Annotated in this window: 19 protein-coding genes; 8 read left to right on the forward strand and 11 right to left on the reverse strand. The window is 60.6% G+C overall.

The window, feature by feature from the left end:
- Positions 1 to 124 precede the first annotated feature (124 nt).
- The gene (locus BRA49_RS02815) at positions 125 to 469 is read right to left on the reverse strand and encodes a hypothetical protein (protein WP_292383256.1); all 345 of its coding nucleotides are present in this window, start codon (positions 467 to 469) and stop codon (positions 125 to 127) included.
- Between the two features lie 243 nt (positions 470 to 712).
- On the opposite strand from BRA49_RS02815, the gene BRA49_RS02820 reads away from it, so the two are divergent.
- The 3 genes from BRA49_RS02820 to BRA49_RS02830 are packed head-to-tail and all read left to right on the forward strand — an operon-like array spanning position 713 to position 3,541.
- On the forward strand, positions 713 to 1,297 hold the full coding sequence (locus BRA49_RS02820) for a nucleotidyltransferase domain-containing protein (RefSeq protein ID WP_292383258.1): 585 nt from the start codon (positions 713 to 715) through the stop codon (positions 1,295 to 1,297).
- Positions 1,297 to 1,788 (forward strand): hypothetical protein, encoded by a 492-nt coding sequence (locus tag BRA49_RS02825; protein WP_292383259.1) that lies wholly within the window; start codon positions 1,297 to 1,299, stop codon positions 1,786 to 1,788. The genes BRA49_RS02820 and BRA49_RS02825 overlap by 1 nt, the downstream gene beginning before the upstream one ends.
- 28 nt (positions 1,789 to 1,816) lie before the next feature.
- Positions 1,817 to 3,541 (forward strand): M28 family metallopeptidase, encoded by a 1,725-nt coding sequence (locus BRA49_RS02830; protein ID WP_292383261.1) that lies wholly within the window; start codon positions 1,817 to 1,819, stop codon positions 3,539 to 3,541.
- Between the two features lie 377 nt (positions 3,542 to 3,918).
- On the opposite strand, the gene BRA49_RS02835 is transcribed toward BRA49_RS02830, so the two are convergent.
- The 9 genes from BRA49_RS02835 to BRA49_RS02875 form a co-directional block, all read right to left on the reverse strand.
- Positions 3,919 to 4,191, reverse strand: a complete 273-nt coding sequence (locus BRA49_RS02835) for a type II toxin-antitoxin system RelE family toxin (protein WP_292383262.1) — start codon at positions 4,189 to 4,191, stop codon at positions 3,919 to 3,921.
- Complete coding sequence (locus tag BRA49_RS02840) at positions 4,188 to 4,421, reverse strand: DUF7557 family protein (RefSeq protein ID WP_292383264.1); 234 nt, start codon at positions 4,419 to 4,421, stop codon at positions 4,188 to 4,190. The genes BRA49_RS02835 and BRA49_RS02840 overlap by 4 nt, the downstream gene beginning before the upstream one ends.
- Before the next feature lie 336 nt (positions 4,422 to 4,757).
- Entirely contained in the window at positions 4,758 to 5,324 is a 567-nt protein-coding gene (locus BRA49_RS02845; RefSeq protein ID WP_292383265.1) for a hypothetical protein, read from the reverse strand.
- A gap of 463 nt (positions 5,325 to 5,787) precedes the next feature.
- The gene (locus BRA49_RS02850; RefSeq protein ID WP_292383267.1) at positions 5,788 to 6,342 is read right to left on the reverse strand and encodes a hypothetical protein; all 555 of its coding nucleotides are present in this window, start codon (positions 6,340 to 6,342) and stop codon (positions 5,788 to 5,790) included.
- A gap of 76 nt (positions 6,343 to 6,418) precedes the next feature.
- On the reverse strand, positions 6,419 to 7,234 hold the full coding sequence (locus tag BRA49_RS02855; RefSeq protein ID WP_292383268.1) for a calcium-dependent protein kinase: 816 nt from the start codon (positions 7,232 to 7,234) through the stop codon (positions 6,419 to 6,421).
- Between the two features lie 127 nt (positions 7,235 to 7,361).
- Positions 7,362 to 8,150 carry a hypothetical protein gene (locus BRA49_RS02860; RefSeq protein ID WP_292383270.1) on the reverse strand — a complete coding sequence of 263 codons (789 nt, stop codon included), beginning with the start codon at positions 8,148 to 8,150 and terminating at the stop codon, positions 7,362 to 7,364.
- A 25-nt stretch (positions 8,151 to 8,175) separates the two neighbouring features.
- Positions 8,176 to 8,439, reverse strand: a complete 264-nt coding sequence (locus tag BRA49_RS02865; protein ID WP_292383272.1) for a C39 family peptidase — start codon at positions 8,437 to 8,439, stop codon at positions 8,176 to 8,178.
- A gap of 525 nt (positions 8,440 to 8,964) precedes the next feature.
- Positions 8,965 to 9,411 (reverse strand): hypothetical protein, encoded by a 447-nt coding sequence (locus BRA49_RS02870; RefSeq protein WP_292383273.1) that lies wholly within the window; start codon positions 9,409 to 9,411, stop codon positions 8,965 to 8,967.
- Between the two features lie 28 nt (positions 9,412 to 9,439).
- Positions 9,440 to 9,889 (reverse strand): hypothetical protein, encoded by a 450-nt coding sequence (locus BRA49_RS02875; RefSeq protein WP_292383275.1) that lies wholly within the window; start codon positions 9,887 to 9,889, stop codon positions 9,440 to 9,442.
- A 623-nt stretch (positions 9,890 to 10,512) separates the two neighbouring features.
- On the opposite strand from BRA49_RS02875, the gene BRA49_RS02880 reads away from it, so the two are divergent.
- From BRA49_RS02880 to BRA49_RS02895, 4 genes are all read left to right on the forward strand, one after another.
- On the forward strand, positions 10,513 to 11,205 hold the full coding sequence (locus tag BRA49_RS02880) for a hypothetical protein (protein ID WP_292383277.1): 693 nt from the start codon (positions 10,513 to 10,515) through the stop codon (positions 11,203 to 11,205).
- Positions 11,206 to 11,220: 15 nt separating this feature from the next.
- The gene (locus BRA49_RS02885) at positions 11,221 to 11,997 is read left to right on the forward strand and encodes a PepSY domain-containing protein (RefSeq protein WP_292383279.1); all 777 of its coding nucleotides are present in this window, start codon (positions 11,221 to 11,223) and stop codon (positions 11,995 to 11,997) included.
- Positions 11,998 to 12,023: 26 nt separating this feature from the next.
- A complete protein-coding gene (locus BRA49_RS02890) occupies positions 12,024 to 12,821 on the forward strand; it encodes a hypothetical protein (RefSeq protein ID WP_292383281.1) in 798 nt (265 codons plus the stop codon).
- 95 nt (positions 12,822 to 12,916) lie between these two features.
- Positions 12,917 to 13,390 (forward strand): winged helix-turn-helix domain-containing protein, encoded by a 474-nt coding sequence (locus BRA49_RS02895; RefSeq protein ID WP_292383283.1) that lies wholly within the window; start codon positions 12,917 to 12,919, stop codon positions 13,388 to 13,390.
- Between the two features lie 19 nt (positions 13,391 to 13,409).
- On the opposite strand, the gene BRA49_RS02900 is transcribed toward BRA49_RS02895, so the two are convergent.
- The gene (locus BRA49_RS02900; protein WP_292383284.1) at positions 13,410 to 13,808 is read right to left on the reverse strand and encodes an NUDIX hydrolase; all 399 of its coding nucleotides are present in this window, start codon (positions 13,806 to 13,808) and stop codon (positions 13,410 to 13,412) included.
- 102 nt (positions 13,809 to 13,910) lie between these two features.
- On the opposite strand from BRA49_RS02900, the gene BRA49_RS02905 reads away from it, so the two are divergent.
- Positions 13,911 to 14,843 (forward strand): AEC family transporter, encoded by a 933-nt coding sequence (locus tag BRA49_RS02905; protein WP_292383286.1) that lies wholly within the window; start codon positions 13,911 to 13,913, stop codon positions 14,841 to 14,843.
- Positions 14,844 to 15,023 lie beyond the last annotated feature (180 nt).

Here is a 15,023-nt window from a genome sequence, read left to right on the forward strand (position 1 = left end):
GCCATGATTCCTATCCCGAGCGAAACCACCGGGCGCCGTTTTCCCCGTCCCAGCTTCCCGACCAGAGCTATAAGAGCGAAAGGCCATGCGAGGACGAAGGCGATGGCCGGAAAGAAGAGCAGACTCACGGTGCGTCCTTCCCGCGGGACCTCCGGATGAGGAAGTAGCCCACCAGGAGCACGATCACGGCCCCGAGAGCGCACGCGAGGTGCACGGGGTTGTAGAAGATGCTGAACACACTTTCGGCGCCGTGATACGTCGTCGTATCTGCGGGCTCCGCAAGCCCGGTCTGCCGGGTATTCTCCAGATCGGCTGCCGATGCCTCACCACTTGTCGGGTCGACCTGCACGCCTTCACCCGGACCCGTGGCTGCATGTGCAATACCATTGCCGGCCAGGATGAAGAGCAGCAGGGCGATGCAGATCAGCCCTCCCCGACCGGTACCGTTTATGAATCGTCTTTTGTTCATCGATCTTCACCTGCCGGTGTGTCCCGGCATACCGATCCCGGTATTCACGATGGAGACGTCGACGCTCTCCTATAAACCCTTTCTGTGCCGCGCGTCTACACATCGAGTCCATCCGATCGATTCCGAGCGCAGAACGAACGCAACAGGCCGGAACCCGGGTTGAGCCGGGGAGGGACCCTTCATCCCGGTAGCCACCAGCCGACCGGAACCCTGATGCCGGGGACTGTCCAATATTCTGGACATATGTCTAAAGTATTGGACATTCGAGAGGACCACCTCAGGATCCTCTCCCTCTTCACCCGGGGCTACGATCGCGAGATGTACATCCGGGAGGTTGCCAGACACCTTTCCATCAGCCACGGAACGGCCCAGACGGCCCTGGAATACCTTGAGGCAAAGCAGATCCTCCGTTCTGCTACCAGAGGCAGGACGCGGTTATTCTCCCTGCGCCGGGGCGATCACGCGCGGGACTTCTGCACCCTTGCCGAGGTCTACCGGAGGATCTGCTTTGGGGAAGAGGAACCCTTCGTCGCCGGAGTTCTCAGCCGGGTCATCCCCCTTATCGAGGGATGCGGTGCTGTCTTCGGGAGCCACGCCGAGGGGACCGCGGACGAGGAGTCCGACCTCGACCTGTTCGTTGCCGGAGAATGCCGGGTGGGGGAGATCGAGAGAGTCGGGAAGACCTACGGCATCAAAATTCACCTCACCGTCTACCCGCTGGAGATCTTTGATCGTGGTCTCCACACAGACCCCTTTCTCCAGGAAGTGCTCCGGAACCATATCTTGATCAAAGGCACCGAACACTTCGTCGAGAAGGCGGTGGGATGATGGACCAGCTTCTATGGTGCGGCCGGATCAAGAACGGGATCTCCCTTACCGCCCCGAACGAGACCCTAGCGTCGGCATACCTGGGGAAGGCCGAAGAGGCCCTTGAGACGATGCAGACGATCACCACTCACGACTGGAGGATAACGACCGCGTATTACGCGATGTACTTCTCCCACTTCTCCCTCTACGCGGTCCTCACGCGGATTGGAATACGGTGCGAAAACCATTCCTGCACCATCCTGCTCATGAAACGGCTTCTCTCCGACTACTTCACTCCGGAGGAGGCGACACTCGTGGAAAAGGCAAGGGGAGCGCGGGTCGACGCCCAGTATTACGTCTCGCGAGAGATTCCCGACCTCTTCTGCGACCAACTGGTCCGGGCCGCTCCCCGGTTTCTGGTGAAGTGCAGGAACATCGTCGGGGCGATGAACGAGAAGACCATCGGGATTCTGAGGGGACGCCTGGCGGAGGCGTTACGGGAGGAAGGGTGAGGGGGACCGCCTATAACGAGAGAGAACCATGAGACAACCATTAATACTAAGGGTCGCTGCCGTGCTCCTGGTGGTGCTCGCCGGGATCGCGCCGGCGGCCGCCCTCGACGACCTCGCGGCCGATCCTGTAGGGATCGAGGAGATGACGTATGACCTCTGCACGTTCGAGCGGGCGCTGGGGTCAAAGGAGCGGACTGCAGCGGCTACCTATATCGCCACCGCGATGGAGGAGCGCGGGCTCTCGGTCAGCACCGGGAGGTTTTCGTACAGCAACTGCTACTTCGACCCGCCGCTTGCCCTCTCCTCAAACATCATCGGTGTCAGGGAGGGATCGACCGACAGGATCGTCGTTATCTCCGCGCACTATGATACCGCCATCCCGGAGACCCCCGGTGCCGACGACAACGCCGCGGGCGTCGCAACGATGCTCGAGGCCGCCAGGATCCTCAACGACACCCCCCTGAACCATACCGTCTACTTCATCGCCTTCGGCGGCGAGGAGACCGGGCTTGAGGGGAGCACACGGTGGCTCGCCGACAACCCGGACCTCCACAACCGGATCATCGCGGCGATAAACCTCGACTGCGTCGCCTCCGGGGACCGGCTGCTCGCAACAGCGCTCCCTCAGCACCGGTGGATCCTTGATCTGCTCCCGTCGTGCATCGAGGAGACGCCGGAGCGGCTGCTTGACGCTGCACGGGGGGACGAACACGCCTTCCGTGCCGCGGGGATACCGGCGCTCCGGCTCTACGAGCGCGACAGTTATGCGATCATCCATACCCCCGACGACCAGCCTGAGAGGCTCAACTACACCCTTGCCGCGGAGTGTGCCGCGATCGTCGCCGGGACGATTGTGGGGATTGACGCGGCCGATGACGCGCCGGAGATCGATCTCTTGGTCGAGAACGGGACGGTCACCTTCAGAACCCCGGCCGACGCGCCGGTCGAGGTGATCGTCGACGGCACCAGCCTCGGGATGCTCCCGTCCGGGTCGGTCACCCTCCCGGGAGGGGTCCACGTCGTGCAGGCGGCCACCTACGGCCCTACCGGAACGAAAGCGATTGCGACGGCCACGGGGGAGGGGGTGAAAATCGTGCCGCCGGTGGTATCCGGGAGCGTCGTCATCATCCCCTGGGGGGACAAAACCGGACAGGACGACGCTCATCGAGGCGATTTCACCTTTGCGACCATTCCGCTCTCCTACCGCCTCGACCGGCCGGAAGTGGTCGTCCGGGTCGACGGCTACCTGGACGGGATATTGATCCGGGATCTTGAGGACGGTCAGGCGGTCATCCCGGTCCCGGGGCCGCACTCCTTCACGGTCGTGGCATACGGACCGGACGGTGCGGTCCTCGGGGTCGACCGGGCCGACTTCTCTATATCGAGTTATAGGATGGTCGAACTCGACGGGGGAATCCTGCAGGTCGATGAGACCGGCGGGGCAACCTGCCTGGCATCGGCTCAAACCTACACCCGCACCTACACCCCCGGCGAGCGCTACCGTATCGTGGTGGGGTGCGACTACCGGGACACTGCGGATGCGTTCCTGCGGGCGGCGGAGTTCCGAGTAGATAGTCCCGGCGGCCGGAGGTCTGAATGCCGCTTCTTTGACGTGCCGGGCCTCAACGACACCCGGAAACGTGAGATCGGGTTCTGGCTGGAGCCTGATGGGCCGGGCACCTACCGTTGGATTATCTCCTGCAGCGAGGGCGATGAAAAGGCTACGGAGGTGGGGAGCCTCATTCTTCAGTGAGCCGGCCCGGGGTATTGATCCGGTACAGTCTCCGGCACCGGACAATCCCGAAGTACAGTGAAACCCCGGGAGAATGCCCGGCTGAAATGTTGAGGAGAGAAAAAAGACGGCATGGCGTGGCCGGGCGGCCTTTCTTCCGCCCCAGAGAGGCATCGTCCGGCCGACGAATACCCAGGCCTCCAGGGGCGCTGCTATGATTTACATCCGACGCGGGAGTATCTACCCGCCGGGAAGGGGTGTGAGGGCTTCCGGGACCGGAGAGCAGCCGTTTTGGTGGGCAGGGTGGCCACGGGACTGAGGGCGGTTGATCCTCGTCCAGGTGCGCACCAGATGTATAAGTCAGGTTACAGGCGGGCTCTCCTGCGGTGATGCTCCGGTCAGAACCTTCGATAACTTCTGCTCCGGTGTCCGACGGCGATAACATTAATCACCAGAAGGTTATCTACGATCGAGAGGATCGCCCGATAGTCCCCGATACGGAGCGAGTAGAACGGAGGATTATCCGGACCCTTCAGTTTTTTGAGGTGTTTTTTCGGATCAGGCTCGCCAGCAAGCGACGCAAGTTCCTCGCCTATCCGAATCGCTACAGGCCGGGGAATACTTCTAAGGTTATGGCGGGCTGCCGCGGTGATGACCACGCGATAGGTCATTCACCTCTCAGCTCCGCCATGACCTCTTCCAAGGTATAGACCCTCCCTGCCCTGAGGTCCTCAAGCGATCGTTCGAGGTCCCGGATCGCTTCTTCGCTGAGGGGTTCCTCATCGACCGCCATATCCACCAAGCGCTCGATCACCTCATTGTATGACTCCCGGGGATGGATTTTCAGGGTGTTGAGCCGACTCTTGAGCTCTACATCGATCTTGATGGTGACGCTTGTCATACTGAGGTATACTCAGGTATACTCAATGAAGGTTTGTATGGTGTGAACAGGTACATAAGACGATCTCCTGTGCAACCTTTTCCGACACCCAGACGGCACGATTACATGCGATCGAACCTTCTGATAAGGTCCAGTGCGCCTGCTCAAACTGGACCTCCCCATGAGAGAAGCGGAGAGTACTATCCTTGAGGCCCGGGGCCGGCGGCGACGATCAGCAGGATGAGCGAGAAGACCACCGGGCCCCTAAGGAAGCACCTGATGGGGGCGTTGCGGGGAGAAGGATACGGGGGCACCACCCCGCTCACCTCCCGGCGATCACCGATGCCGTGGTCCACATCAGTATTTCATGTACATCCCGAGCACCGCCGAACCGCCATCGATCGTCGGGATGAGGGCCACGATGCTGCTGTACTCGTCCAGCTGCTGTGTCGACGTCCACCGCGCAGCACTGTTCTCATCGAACCTCTCCACCCGGAGGAGGGTACCACCGTAGTCATTCTCAGCAAGGGCCGCCGAGAGGTATCCGCCGTCAGGGACCCAGGTCACCGGAGCGGAGGCGTTGGCCGTTTCCTGCCGGAAGATGCTCCCATCCTCCCCAAGCGAGACCTCCAGATCCTCCGTCGATCTGGAGCCCGTGACCCCGGCAAGGAGATGGTAGCCGCTGGTTGGATCCTGTCGCGCCGCCGAGAGGAGGTACGGCTCTCCGGAACTGCCCCCGACCGTCGTGTTCCAGACCGGTGCGCCCTGATCATCGAACCTGACCGTTGTGACGGTCCCGGGCGCCCCTGCAATCTCTCCGGCGACGAGGAGCCCTCCTGCCGGATCCGGGACGATGATCGGGATCGTACCCGGATCCACTTCTCCGGCCGACTTTCGCCACGCGATGGTGCCTTTATCGTCCATCTTTGCAATCAAACTACCTTTGGCCAAGACCCAGCCCCCGGCGCCCGAGGGTGCGATCACCCAGTACTCCAGCTCTTCTGTTCATTTCATGTTCCTCCAAGAATTTCCCGGAGACAGGAGAGGTACACATGTCAACGTTCATTCTATAGACCTTTTCTGTGACGCACAGATGTCGGATCCGTCCAATCGAATCTACACCCGGAAAGAGCCCTTACGGCCTCGAGACATGAGCTGCACCGGGGATCACCTGCATTTATCGGGGAGCGGCCGGGTCAGCCAGGAATAGGCCGGCCAGATCCCGGAGTTCGTCACGGTCACACGTAGTTCTCAGACTCCACTATTGTCTCCCAGTCGCGCGATGATCATGGTCTCCAGACGATCATCCTCGAGATCCAGAAAGAACACCGCTTTGTCTGCAGGGATCTCCCGTGGTGACCCATCAACGATATGCCGGGACGGATCGTCACGCACCCTGCCGCCGCTTTCGAGCACCTCCGATCTGCCGGAGTGGAACGAGAATCCCGAGGACCGGGAGTAGGGCGTCGAGCCCGAGCACATACGCCCAGGCCTCGATAGTCGGGAAGAACGAGCCATGCACCTGGAGCAGAACGAGGGAGACGGTGCCGAACCAGAATAGAATCAGTAGCGGCAGGCAGAAGACGACCACGGCGAGCCAGGCATATTCCCGCACCGGGATGTTTCCCCGGGCGAAGAACGGGCGAAAGAACCAGACGAGGAGAGCGGCGATAAAGAGGGCCGCAAGGGTAGAGATCCCCCACAGGGAGAGGCTGAGCCAGCGGAGCAGGATCGCCATGGAGAGGAGAACGGTACTGAAGGCGATCAGGATATACTCCTTTGTCGTGACCTGCCCCCGGTCCCGGCCGGTGAGGCGGGGCCAAGTGTACCAGAGAAAGAAAACAACGGCAAACGTGCCGAGAAGGAAGAGATAGACCGGACCCAGGGAAACTACAGTCTCCAGGGTCATGAGAACCGCCTGAGCAAAGCCGAATTCGGTCATGCCGGTGCTCCGGAGGGCGCATCTGCGGGCAGATCTCTCCTATGGGCATCCAAAAACCGGGGAAGAAGGGTAGATCTCACTGCTTCCCCTCATCAGCAAAGACATATTCGACATACGGTTCCGGAACGCCGTCCCGGAGCGCAGTTCCGGAAAACGCATAAACCGGCCGAATAAGGTCCTGCACAAAGCCCCTCGGCTCCATCCAGTAACCAATCGCAACATTCTCGATCGTGATCTGGTCGTACTCTTGCCCCGTGTGAGGGCGGACAGTCCGTGTTGCACGAAGGTCCTCATACGCCTCCTCGGGGGATCGGAGGCTGACGTTCCCGTCCGGCTCCACCTCTCGCCAGGTCTTCACGAGCCCGGCGACCCCCCCGCCGTCGCCCAGAATCACCGCAAATTCGTCACCATAGACCGGCAACCCGTCGAGCGACCGACCGAACCTGACTGCCTTGGTGACGTCGTACGACACCTTCGGTTCGGTGGCACCTGCTTCCCAGATCTCCTGCATCTGGTTCACCTCGATCTTCACGACCCGGGCGTCCGGCGACTGCATGCCGGTCTTCTCCAGGAATGCGAGAGCAATCTTCTCCGCCTCCGCGTCCGAGGGAAGGTCAGGCTGGTCGGTCACTTCGGTCGGCAGTTCCAGGTCAGGGATGTGGTAGGCCACGGCGCCGGAATGTGCATACACCGATACCTGCTCCTCCGGATCCTTCGAGGCGTCGATGAGAAGGAACTCGCCGGTCCTTTTGTTCATTGCCCCTGGTTCCCCCGAGAGCCCGAACCTTCCTGCAACCTCCCGGACCTGCTCTTCCGTGACGGCGGCAGGGACTACCCGGTAGAGTGTATACGAGTCCCGCACCTCCGGAAACTCAGCGGTGAGAGAGAACATAGTTTCGCCTGCGCCCACCCCGGCGGGAAGAGAGCTTTCCGGGACCTGGCCCGGACCAAGAACCCATACGCACCCGGCTATGATCGCGAGAGCGAGACAGACGAGTACACCAATCTTTAGTGACATTTTAAGACCATCTATTTACTATCCCGGGAGATTCCGCTGCCCGGGGCGGGAGGGGCGTGCCTTTGCACACGGAATGCGTAGACCCTGTTGCCGCTTCCTGTGCCGAGCAGGGTGCGAGCGGCCTTGCACCATGAAGCGAATAACTCCGGAGCATAAGATACTCCAGGGTAGCAGTGTGATCAGGGAGAATGGCCGGCCCGACCACCCCATAGTAAACAACGAAGTAATCGTCGTGTTCCGGGGACAGCGGCTTCTCAACAACGGTGAAATAACCAAGAGACGTTTCGTTATCGAATTTTGTTACGGCAACGGGACTAAAGATCGGTTCCCCCTGTGATAAATCAGGTTCTTTGGAGAGGAATAGCTCAGCGGAAGAGACATTCCCAGATGCTCGGAGGTGGCTGCAGAGGACCATCTCAGCCTGTAAGAGGTCTGCCTTGTCATCGAAGTACCAGTTGACGACCAGATACCGATCACCCGACACGGTGTCGACATACATTGCATAGCTGCAGTGCCGTGAGAGGACCGGGAACAAGGATGGGCACCCGTCTTCGATATCGCCGAGCAGGACAACATTCCCATCGATCGTTCTATTTACGGCGACAGAGCCGTTCTCCGCATACTCATACCGGGGCTGCGGGATATACCATTTCTGCAGGGCCTCAGGGGGAGGATACCCGGGACCGATGGCGAGGAGGTCAATGAGCAGGAGGATACCGAAAGCACCGATAGCGATCAGGAGGAGAATGAATGCGAATTTGCTGGTTCTGTCGGTTTTCAGGGATTTCATCTGGATCTACCACCATAAAGAGGGGTCAGGGCCTCACCCAGGTCGCCATGGCACCCCACCAGTTACCATAGACTACGTTATGGATCTGAGTATCCCATGTGTCATGTATGGACACCCAGTCCTCCGTATAGTCGTGATAACCTACACAGGCAACGCTGTGATCACCATAAGGCCTATCTCCTCCTATAGGCATGCCGCCGCCCCACAGGCTGAGAACAAAAGGCCTCTGTGCATCCACCTCGCTCTTTACCTTATCAAACGTCATCCGGGCATCGTCGCTTGAATCCATTGAAGAATCACACATTTAAGTGCACAGAACGCCTACGTTTCCTTTGCCTCCGGGCTTGCGGGGTGCGTCATCCGGGCGTCAGACCCGGGGGTGGGCGGCCCCGCACACGAGCGGGCACCGCACGCGGCATCCAATCCGATTCTGGGTCGTTAGAACATATAAAATCAGCAGCCATCGTCCGTTTTTTTTCCGAATTCATCTTAAACCTTCTCATTGTGGGGCGATCGCACGGCAGTGTGCCGCCTTCCCCGCCGGGTGATATGCCCGAAAGGATGCACTCACCCGATCTCTGGAGAACCGGTTCGGAACAGAAAAACCCAAACCTTTTCTTCGCTGAGGGGGAGGATGATACCTCCCGGGATTTTCCCGCAGTCGGCCTCTAAGGCTGGATAATAGCTGGATAGGGTGGCCCGAGGCCAGGCGGTGACGCCCAGACTGATGTTGTGGTTCAGTTCACTTCCTCCGACTTGCCTTCCCCGTGGAAAGAAGCGATGCATATCGAGGACGGGCGACGGGGACTCCCCTTCAGGGCCACGTCGTCAGGACCACGTAATACGCACCCTCGTACTCCATGAGCGGGTACAGCCCCCTCTCCCCCTGGGGACCGTAGGCATCGTGGAGCGCCTTGCTCTCCCGGTACGAGACCTTAGTTCCCCCGATGACGCGCTGGTCCCGGTAGCCCCACTCCCATGCCGACGGGTTCCGTTCCTCGCCCCGGATGACCGCATCGAGCGCCGGATGATCGGCAAAGTCCTGCCCGGTCAGAGGAACGACCATGCTCTCTCCCGGCTCCGCTCTCTCCATGACGTAGAGCATCGGCTGCCCGCCTGAACTCTCGTAAGCATAGACGATGAGGGCGTCGGCGAGCATGAAGCCGAGGACGACGGCGACGGCGACGGCAAGACCGCAGGCGAGAACGATTCCTGCCGTTTTGAGCTGGTTCCTTGATTTCGGATTCTTATCTTCTTCCATTCCGATAGCCACCTTTTTTGACCCGACCCTAGGGGATCAGGATGAGAAAGTAGTAATACGCACCCTCGTATTCGATGTACGGCTGGTTTCTCGCCTCGACATTGGGACCAAACGACTCGATAAGTACTTCCCGTTCCAGGTATGTCACCGGAGCGCTCCCAATCGTTCGCTCGTCGAGGACACCGTACGGTGTGTCTCCCGAATACCAGGCACCGGGACCCCGGTTGTCGCCCCGGATTGCGGAGTCGAGCGCCGGGTGCTGCTCGAAGTCTTTCTCGGTCAGGTGGATGATCGATGCATTTTCCGGCGGCAGTTCGCCCCTGATCTCCCAGACGTTCAATCTCGGGGATCCACCGCTTGCTTCGAGCCAGGTGAAGAGGGCGGTGCACGTGAGCACAACCGTCGCGACGAGGAGGACGACGCCGATGAACACCAGAACCCCCACGATGATCAAACGTCTGTCATGTTTCGATTTCATGTGACCTCCTTTAATATCCGATCCTGCTGGAAGGATCCTGAGCGCTCACCACAGCCACAACAACCATGCTCACCAGCAGACGGCGAGAAGCATGGAGAATGCCCGCATTCCGATTTTTCCTTTCATGTGTCTTTCCTCCGTTTTCATTCACCTGAGGTAGGAGAGGCACACGTTTTGAGTACACGGAATGCATACATTCTGTTACCTCCAGGGATGGGCGGGCACCACACGCGGCACCTCATTCGGATCTGCGTCATGAGAACATATAAAACCCGCAACAATCCGTCGGATTTTTCCGAACAATACAAAAATGTTTCTATAGGATGACCATCAGCAGATGACCATCAGCAGATTGGCTGCTCGCCCAACGGGGTGTATTCCGGGCGATACCGGTTCGTATGGGAGTTATTTGCAAAACCAGGCTTTCCGTGAGCCGTGCCGCACGCCGCCGGCAGCACCACCGCCACGGGATCAGATCGCCCTCACCATCCGGAACCGGATCGTAAGGTTTAAGGTTTGTTCGGTCAGAACCGAATGACGACATCGGGTTTTATAAGATTCCCCCTCGAATTCGGGTTTAGTTCCGGGTGCGAGAATGCCCGGGCGCACCTTCGGGGGTACTCATGAAACGATGGTTATGCATGCTGGCAGCACTCTTCCTGCTCGCGGCTCTGCCTGCTGCCGTCAGCGCCGCACCACCTGCGCACAACTATGACTGTTCGGATACGACGCCGACGGCCTACGACGCACAGGTGGATCAGGCTGCGATGGGCTACTCCAGCTCGTCGTCCATGAATGCACACGCATCGACGGCCTACAGTACGTTCAGGTCGGATGCTATATTCTTCTTCAATGGCCACGGCCTCTACTACGACGACTCGCATAAAGGCGGTGGAATAAAGTTCTCCTCGGAATCCTGGATACTGGCCGACACCGACGGTCACTACCCGGGAAACGACCAGTATTACATCGCTGATTACGGGACCGATATCAGGGATGTCCTGCTCGCGGTTTACCTCGCCTGCTATTCGTCGCACGACAACCAGTACAACGGGGATCTCCTCCAGCAGACCATGAACAAAGGAGCAGACATCTGCCTGGGGTTCGACGGCGAGGTCGAGGTCGAAAACGGAAAGTGCTGGTCAGGGAACTTCTGGGATCGGGTGCGAAACGGGGAGACCGTTGCAAGCGCCGCAAGCAACGCAAAGGACGACTGCTACTGGCACTGGCCAATCGGCTACTGGGGAGTGGACACCTACGAGATCTCCGGCAGTTACAACAGTTATCTCACTCCCGCCCGCTACGGAATCTATTAATGGAGTGATCCGATTATGAAATGGATACCTATTACTGCAATCATATGCATCGTCATTGCGGTCTCGGTCGCGGCAGCGGCTGGCATCAACGCTCCGATCGGAGTGGATACTGCGAAAGAAAAAGCACAGGACTTTCTTAATGCACCCGATGCAACCGTCCAGTACCAGAAGACCGAGCGCCTGAATCAGGGAGAGTACTACGTCTTTGGCATCGGAGGCGGACAGGTTTACGTCAACGCCCATACCGGGGCTGTTGAGCGCGCCACGTTTGACTCTGCACGGAAGGATTCCCACGAGATCCGGCTGGATCAGGCCGCAGCCGAAGCGGCGGCAAGGGCCTACGCTGAAGAGAAGTACAGCGGTTTTGCGGAGAAGAGTATGCGGCTTATCGAGTCGAACCTGGTCTCTCACGGCGATGCAGGCAGCGAATATTTGTACATCTGGAGGGAAGAGAAGAACGGTGTCCTCACGCCGAACACGGTTGTCGTAAACGTCAACCCCGGTACCGGCGAGATCGTCTCGTACATCGGGATCCGGCGGGAGATCAAATGCCCGCTTGAGCCGGCACTCTCCCGGGACGAGGCGCTGAAGGTCGCGGCCGGGGAGTTCCCGGGAATCCGGGTGACCGGTGCGACGGCCGACCTCTCCGTCGAGTACACCCGGCCGGACGCACAGACGCTGACGTGGGTGGTGACGATGAAAGGCGAGCCGGAGGGTGACGTCCTCCAGGGAGGGCTCGTCGTCATCGATGCACGAGCAGGAGAAGTGCTGATGGTAAGCCCATACCTCTAAATCACTTCTTTTCCTAAGTGGTAACAATGCACTCGAGGATGTGGGTATGGATTGGCCTTTGCGCCGTTCTCGTTCTTGCCGCGGCGAACCTCGCCATACTTGCGGCCTTTCCCCCGGAGCAGGGACACGTGCAGGAACCGCTCAAGCGGGTGAACTGGATACTGCCGTTCGGGCCGGGGTTCGAGTACCCCGGCTCCTACGAAAGCCCGGTCATCGTCTACGACGGAGCGAACGAGACCTGGCACCTGCGGAACGTTACTGCCTACAACCGGGCAATCAACCTCGGCGAACGCTACAGCCTTGATCCGACCCGCCCGGAGGATATCCGGTACACCCCTGATATCGCAATCGAGGGCGACAAAATCAGCCTCGACTTCTTCATACGGAACCTTGCGGGCGAAGACTGCGCCCGTGCCGACCTTGCCGTGGCGACGGAGATCACGGGCCTGAACGCCACCACCGGGTTCCCGACGGGGGATATCCTCCCCGGCATCGCGACGACGCTGCCCATCGATAACCTCGCCGCCGGCGAGTGGCGGGAGGTGCGGGTGACGGCGGACCTTCCAAGACCCGGGCAGGAGGAGAGCCTTATTCTGACGGTCGATCTCGCCGCCCCCTGCACCATCACGACCCCGAACGGCACGCCGGTCACCTTCGACCTCCGGCGGGTGAGCGTCGTCGAGTCCGGTCCCATCCCCGCCGGCGAGGGCGGGATCGACCCCGGCTACAACAGGACCCGCCTTCCCCGTGCACCGGCATCGTTCGTCGTAGCGGGGAGAGATGCACCGGAACCAGTCCCGCCGCCGACCTTCCGGGCGAGCTGAGGGAGATGCGGCACACCCCTTTTCCGAAACCCGGGGCGGTTCCGGAACGCTTTTCTCTCCCGGCAGAAGAGTACCTGATTGTTTCAGGTCAGACTATGGAAGACGTCACGCTCGACCGGGACGACATCACCGCTCTCGCCTCCGACACCCGGGTCGCCATCCTCAAAGCGCTTGATTCCCGGCCCATGACGGTGAGTGAGCTCGCCGATGGGCTCGATCTTGCCAGGTCGACCATCCATGAGCACCTTGCCGTTCTCGCCGACGCGGACCTGGTGACGCACGAGAACGCCCGGAAATGGCGGGACTACACCCTGACGAAGAGAGCCCGACGGGTCCTTCATCCCGGAAAGGACCACCGGATCATCTTCCTCCTCGGCACGTCCCTCGTTGCCATGACAGCCGGGGCGCTTCTCGTCGCCTCGTTCCTCCGCGGTTTCGCCGTCCAGGGGGGAAGCGCCGTCCGGGAACCCCTCCTCCTCTACGCGGGCGAGGCGCTCCTTGGCGTGACGATCGCGCTCTGGTACCTTGCGGTGCGGTGCCGGAGGGATAGCTTCCCATGCCGGGGGTAACTGCCGGGTTTCCCCCCGCTCACCCGCCGCCACCAAACAACCCCCGAAACTGTTCCGCAAGGTCCATTGCCGCCGCCTCCTCAGGCTCGACCCAGGTGTAGTCCTCGTGCTCCGGGCTGAGGCTGACCTCGGTCCTGTCGGCATCGCAGGCCATGACCAGGTAGGCGATCCTCTTCGTCGGGAGGTCGAGTTCCCCGGCGCCCGCGACGTGCCGGAGGGTGACCCGCATCCCGGTCTCTTCCCGGGCCTCCCGCCGGAGGGCACGGTCGAAGGTCTCCCCGGGGTCGAGCGTCCCTCCGGGGAGGTCCCACTTCCCCGGGTTGATGGGGTCGTCGGTGGCACGCTTCAGGAGGAGGACCCTCCCAGCGCTATCCCGGATGAGCGCCGAGACGGCGAGATAGAACGGTTTTTCCGGCATACGACAAGATAGATCCCTACCGACAGAAATACCTCCCCCACGGCAGAACCGTAAAGAGTAATCAGAGCCCACACTGGTGGGTCACGAGGGAGCGCCCCATTCATGAACGGTATGGTCACGGATTTCCTGATAGTCGCGGACCAGATCTTCATCCTGGTCCTCCTGATCGCCGCGGGCTACGTCGCTGTTTCGACAAAGATCGTCGACCCCCGGGCCACCCGGGGGCTCTCGGGGCTCCTCATCAACATCACCATCCCGGCGCTGATCGTCGCCTCGATGCAGGTCCCCTTCACCCCTGAGCGCCTCGTCGGCGCAGAGACCCTGATCCTCGCGACCGGGATGCTCTACGTCTTTTCGTTCGCCCTCGCCTGGGCAGTCTCGAAGGCCATGCGGGTCCCGGCCGCGGAGGAGGGGGTGCTCCAGTTCGCGATCGTCTTCGGGAACGTCGGGTTCATGGGGTTCCCGGTCGCCCTGACGCTCTTCGGAGAGGAGTCGCTCTTCTACGTCGCGATCTTCAACCTCGTCTTCAACGTCCTGGTCTTCTCGGTCGGGATCGCGATGCTGACCGAAGGGAGGGGGAAGGGGTTCGATCCAAAACTGCTCTTAAACCCCGGTATCGCGGCCTCCGTCGTCGGGCTCGCCCTCTTCCTCGGCTCGGTGGAGATCCCCTCCCCCTTCATCGACTCGATCGACCTCCTCGGGGGGGTGACGACGCCGCTTGCGATGATCATCGTCGGGGCGATGCTCGCGACGTTCCCGGCGCGGGAGATGGTCGGGGACTGGCGGATCTGGGCGACGAGCGCCGTCCTCCTCCTCGCGGTCCCGGTGGCCTACTGCTACCTCTTCTCCCCGGTCTTCTCTGACCCCCTCGTCAACGGCGTCATGATCACGATGGCCGCGATGCCCGCCGCCGCAAACACCGCCATCTTCGCGGAGCAGTACGGCGCCGACGCCCGACTCGCGTCGCAGATCGTCTTCGTCTCAACGATCGGGTCGCTTGTTACGATTCCGCTGATGACGACGGTGCTGCTGTAGGGTGGTGTCGGGGCATCTTTAAGAGTGTGCTTTGGTGCGCAAGGCGAATCGCCGGTCACCCGGTCTTCGTCCACTTTTGCGTGGGGTAACCCGGGGTACGTGAAACTATTAGCGGCCCTGGCTATGATAGGGACACAAGAGAACACACTTTCACCCCGCCTCCGCAAACGTTATGTTAGG

The organism is Methanoculleus sp. UBA430, assembly GCF_002506585.1.
GTDB lineage: Archaea > Halobacteriota > Methanomicrobia > Methanomicrobiales > Methanoculleaceae > Methanoculleus.

Excerpts from the sequence above, each read along its gene's own strand:
- BRA49_RS02830 (WP_292383261.1), top strand. The coding sequence starts at position 1,817 with ATGAGACAACCATTAATACTAAGGGTCGCTGCCGTGCTCCTGGTGGTG.
- BRA49_RS02860 (WP_292383270.1), bottom strand. The coding sequence starts at position 8,150 with ATGAAATCCCTGAAAACCGACAGAACCAGCAAATTCGCATTCATTCTC.
- BRA49_RS02890 (WP_292383281.1), top strand. The coding sequence starts at position 12,024 with ATGCACTCGAGGATGTGGGTATGGATTGGCCTTTGCGCCGTTCTCGTT.
- BRA49_RS02835 (WP_292383262.1), bottom strand. The coding sequence starts at position 4,191 with ATGACCTATCGCGTGGTCATCACCGCGGCAGCCCGCCATAACCTTAGA.
- BRA49_RS02825 (WP_292383259.1), top strand. The coding sequence starts at position 1,297 with ATGGACCAGCTTCTATGGTGCGGCCGGATCAAGAACGGGATCTCCCTT.
- BRA49_RS02880 (WP_292383277.1), top strand. The coding sequence starts at position 10,513 with ATGAAACGATGGTTATGCATGCTGGCAGCACTCTTCCTGCTCGCGGCT.
- BRA49_RS02840 (WP_292383264.1), bottom strand. The coding sequence starts at position 4,421 with ATGACAAGCGTCACCATCAAGATCGATGTAGAGCTCAAGAGTCGGCTC.
- BRA49_RS02855 (WP_292383268.1), bottom strand. The coding sequence starts at position 7,234 with ATGTTCTCTCTCACCGCTGAGTTTCCGGAGGTGCGGGACTCGTATACA.
- BRA49_RS02815 (WP_292383256.1), bottom strand. The coding sequence starts at position 469 with ATGAACAAAAGACGATTCATAAACGGTACCGGTCGGGGAGGGCTGATC.
- BRA49_RS02900 (WP_292383284.1), bottom strand. The coding sequence starts at position 13,808 with ATGCCGGAAAAACCGTTCTATCTCGCCGTCTCGGCGCTCATCCGGGAT.
- BRA49_RS02870 (WP_292383273.1), bottom strand. The coding sequence starts at position 9,411 with ATGGAAGAAGATAAGAATCCGAAATCAAGGAACCAGCTCAAAACGGCA.
- BRA49_RS02905 (WP_292383286.1), top strand. The coding sequence starts at position 13,911 with ATGAACGGTATGGTCACGGATTTCCTGATAGTCGCGGACCAGATCTTC.
- BRA49_RS02895 (WP_292383283.1), top strand. The coding sequence starts at position 12,917 with ATGGAAGACGTCACGCTCGACCGGGACGACATCACCGCTCTCGCCTCC.
- BRA49_RS02885 (WP_292383279.1), top strand. The coding sequence starts at position 11,221 with ATGAAATGGATACCTATTACTGCAATCATATGCATCGTCATTGCGGTC.
- BRA49_RS02845 (WP_292383265.1), bottom strand. The coding sequence starts at position 5,324 with ATGGACGATAAAGGCACCATCGCGTGGCGAAAGTCGGCCGGAGAAGTG.
- BRA49_RS02875 (WP_292383275.1), bottom strand. The coding sequence starts at position 9,889 with ATGAAATCGAAACATGACAGACGTTTGATCATCGTGGGGGTTCTGGTG.
- BRA49_RS02820 (WP_292383258.1), top strand. The coding sequence starts at position 713 with ATGTCTAAAGTATTGGACATTCGAGAGGACCACCTCAGGATCCTCTCC.
- BRA49_RS02865 (WP_292383272.1), bottom strand. The coding sequence starts at position 8,439 with ATGGATTCAAGCGACGATGCCCGGATGACGTTTGATAAGGTAAAGAGC.
- BRA49_RS02850 (WP_292383267.1), bottom strand. The coding sequence starts at position 6,342 with ATGACCGAATTCGGCTTTGCTCAGGCGGTTCTCATGACCCTGGAGACT.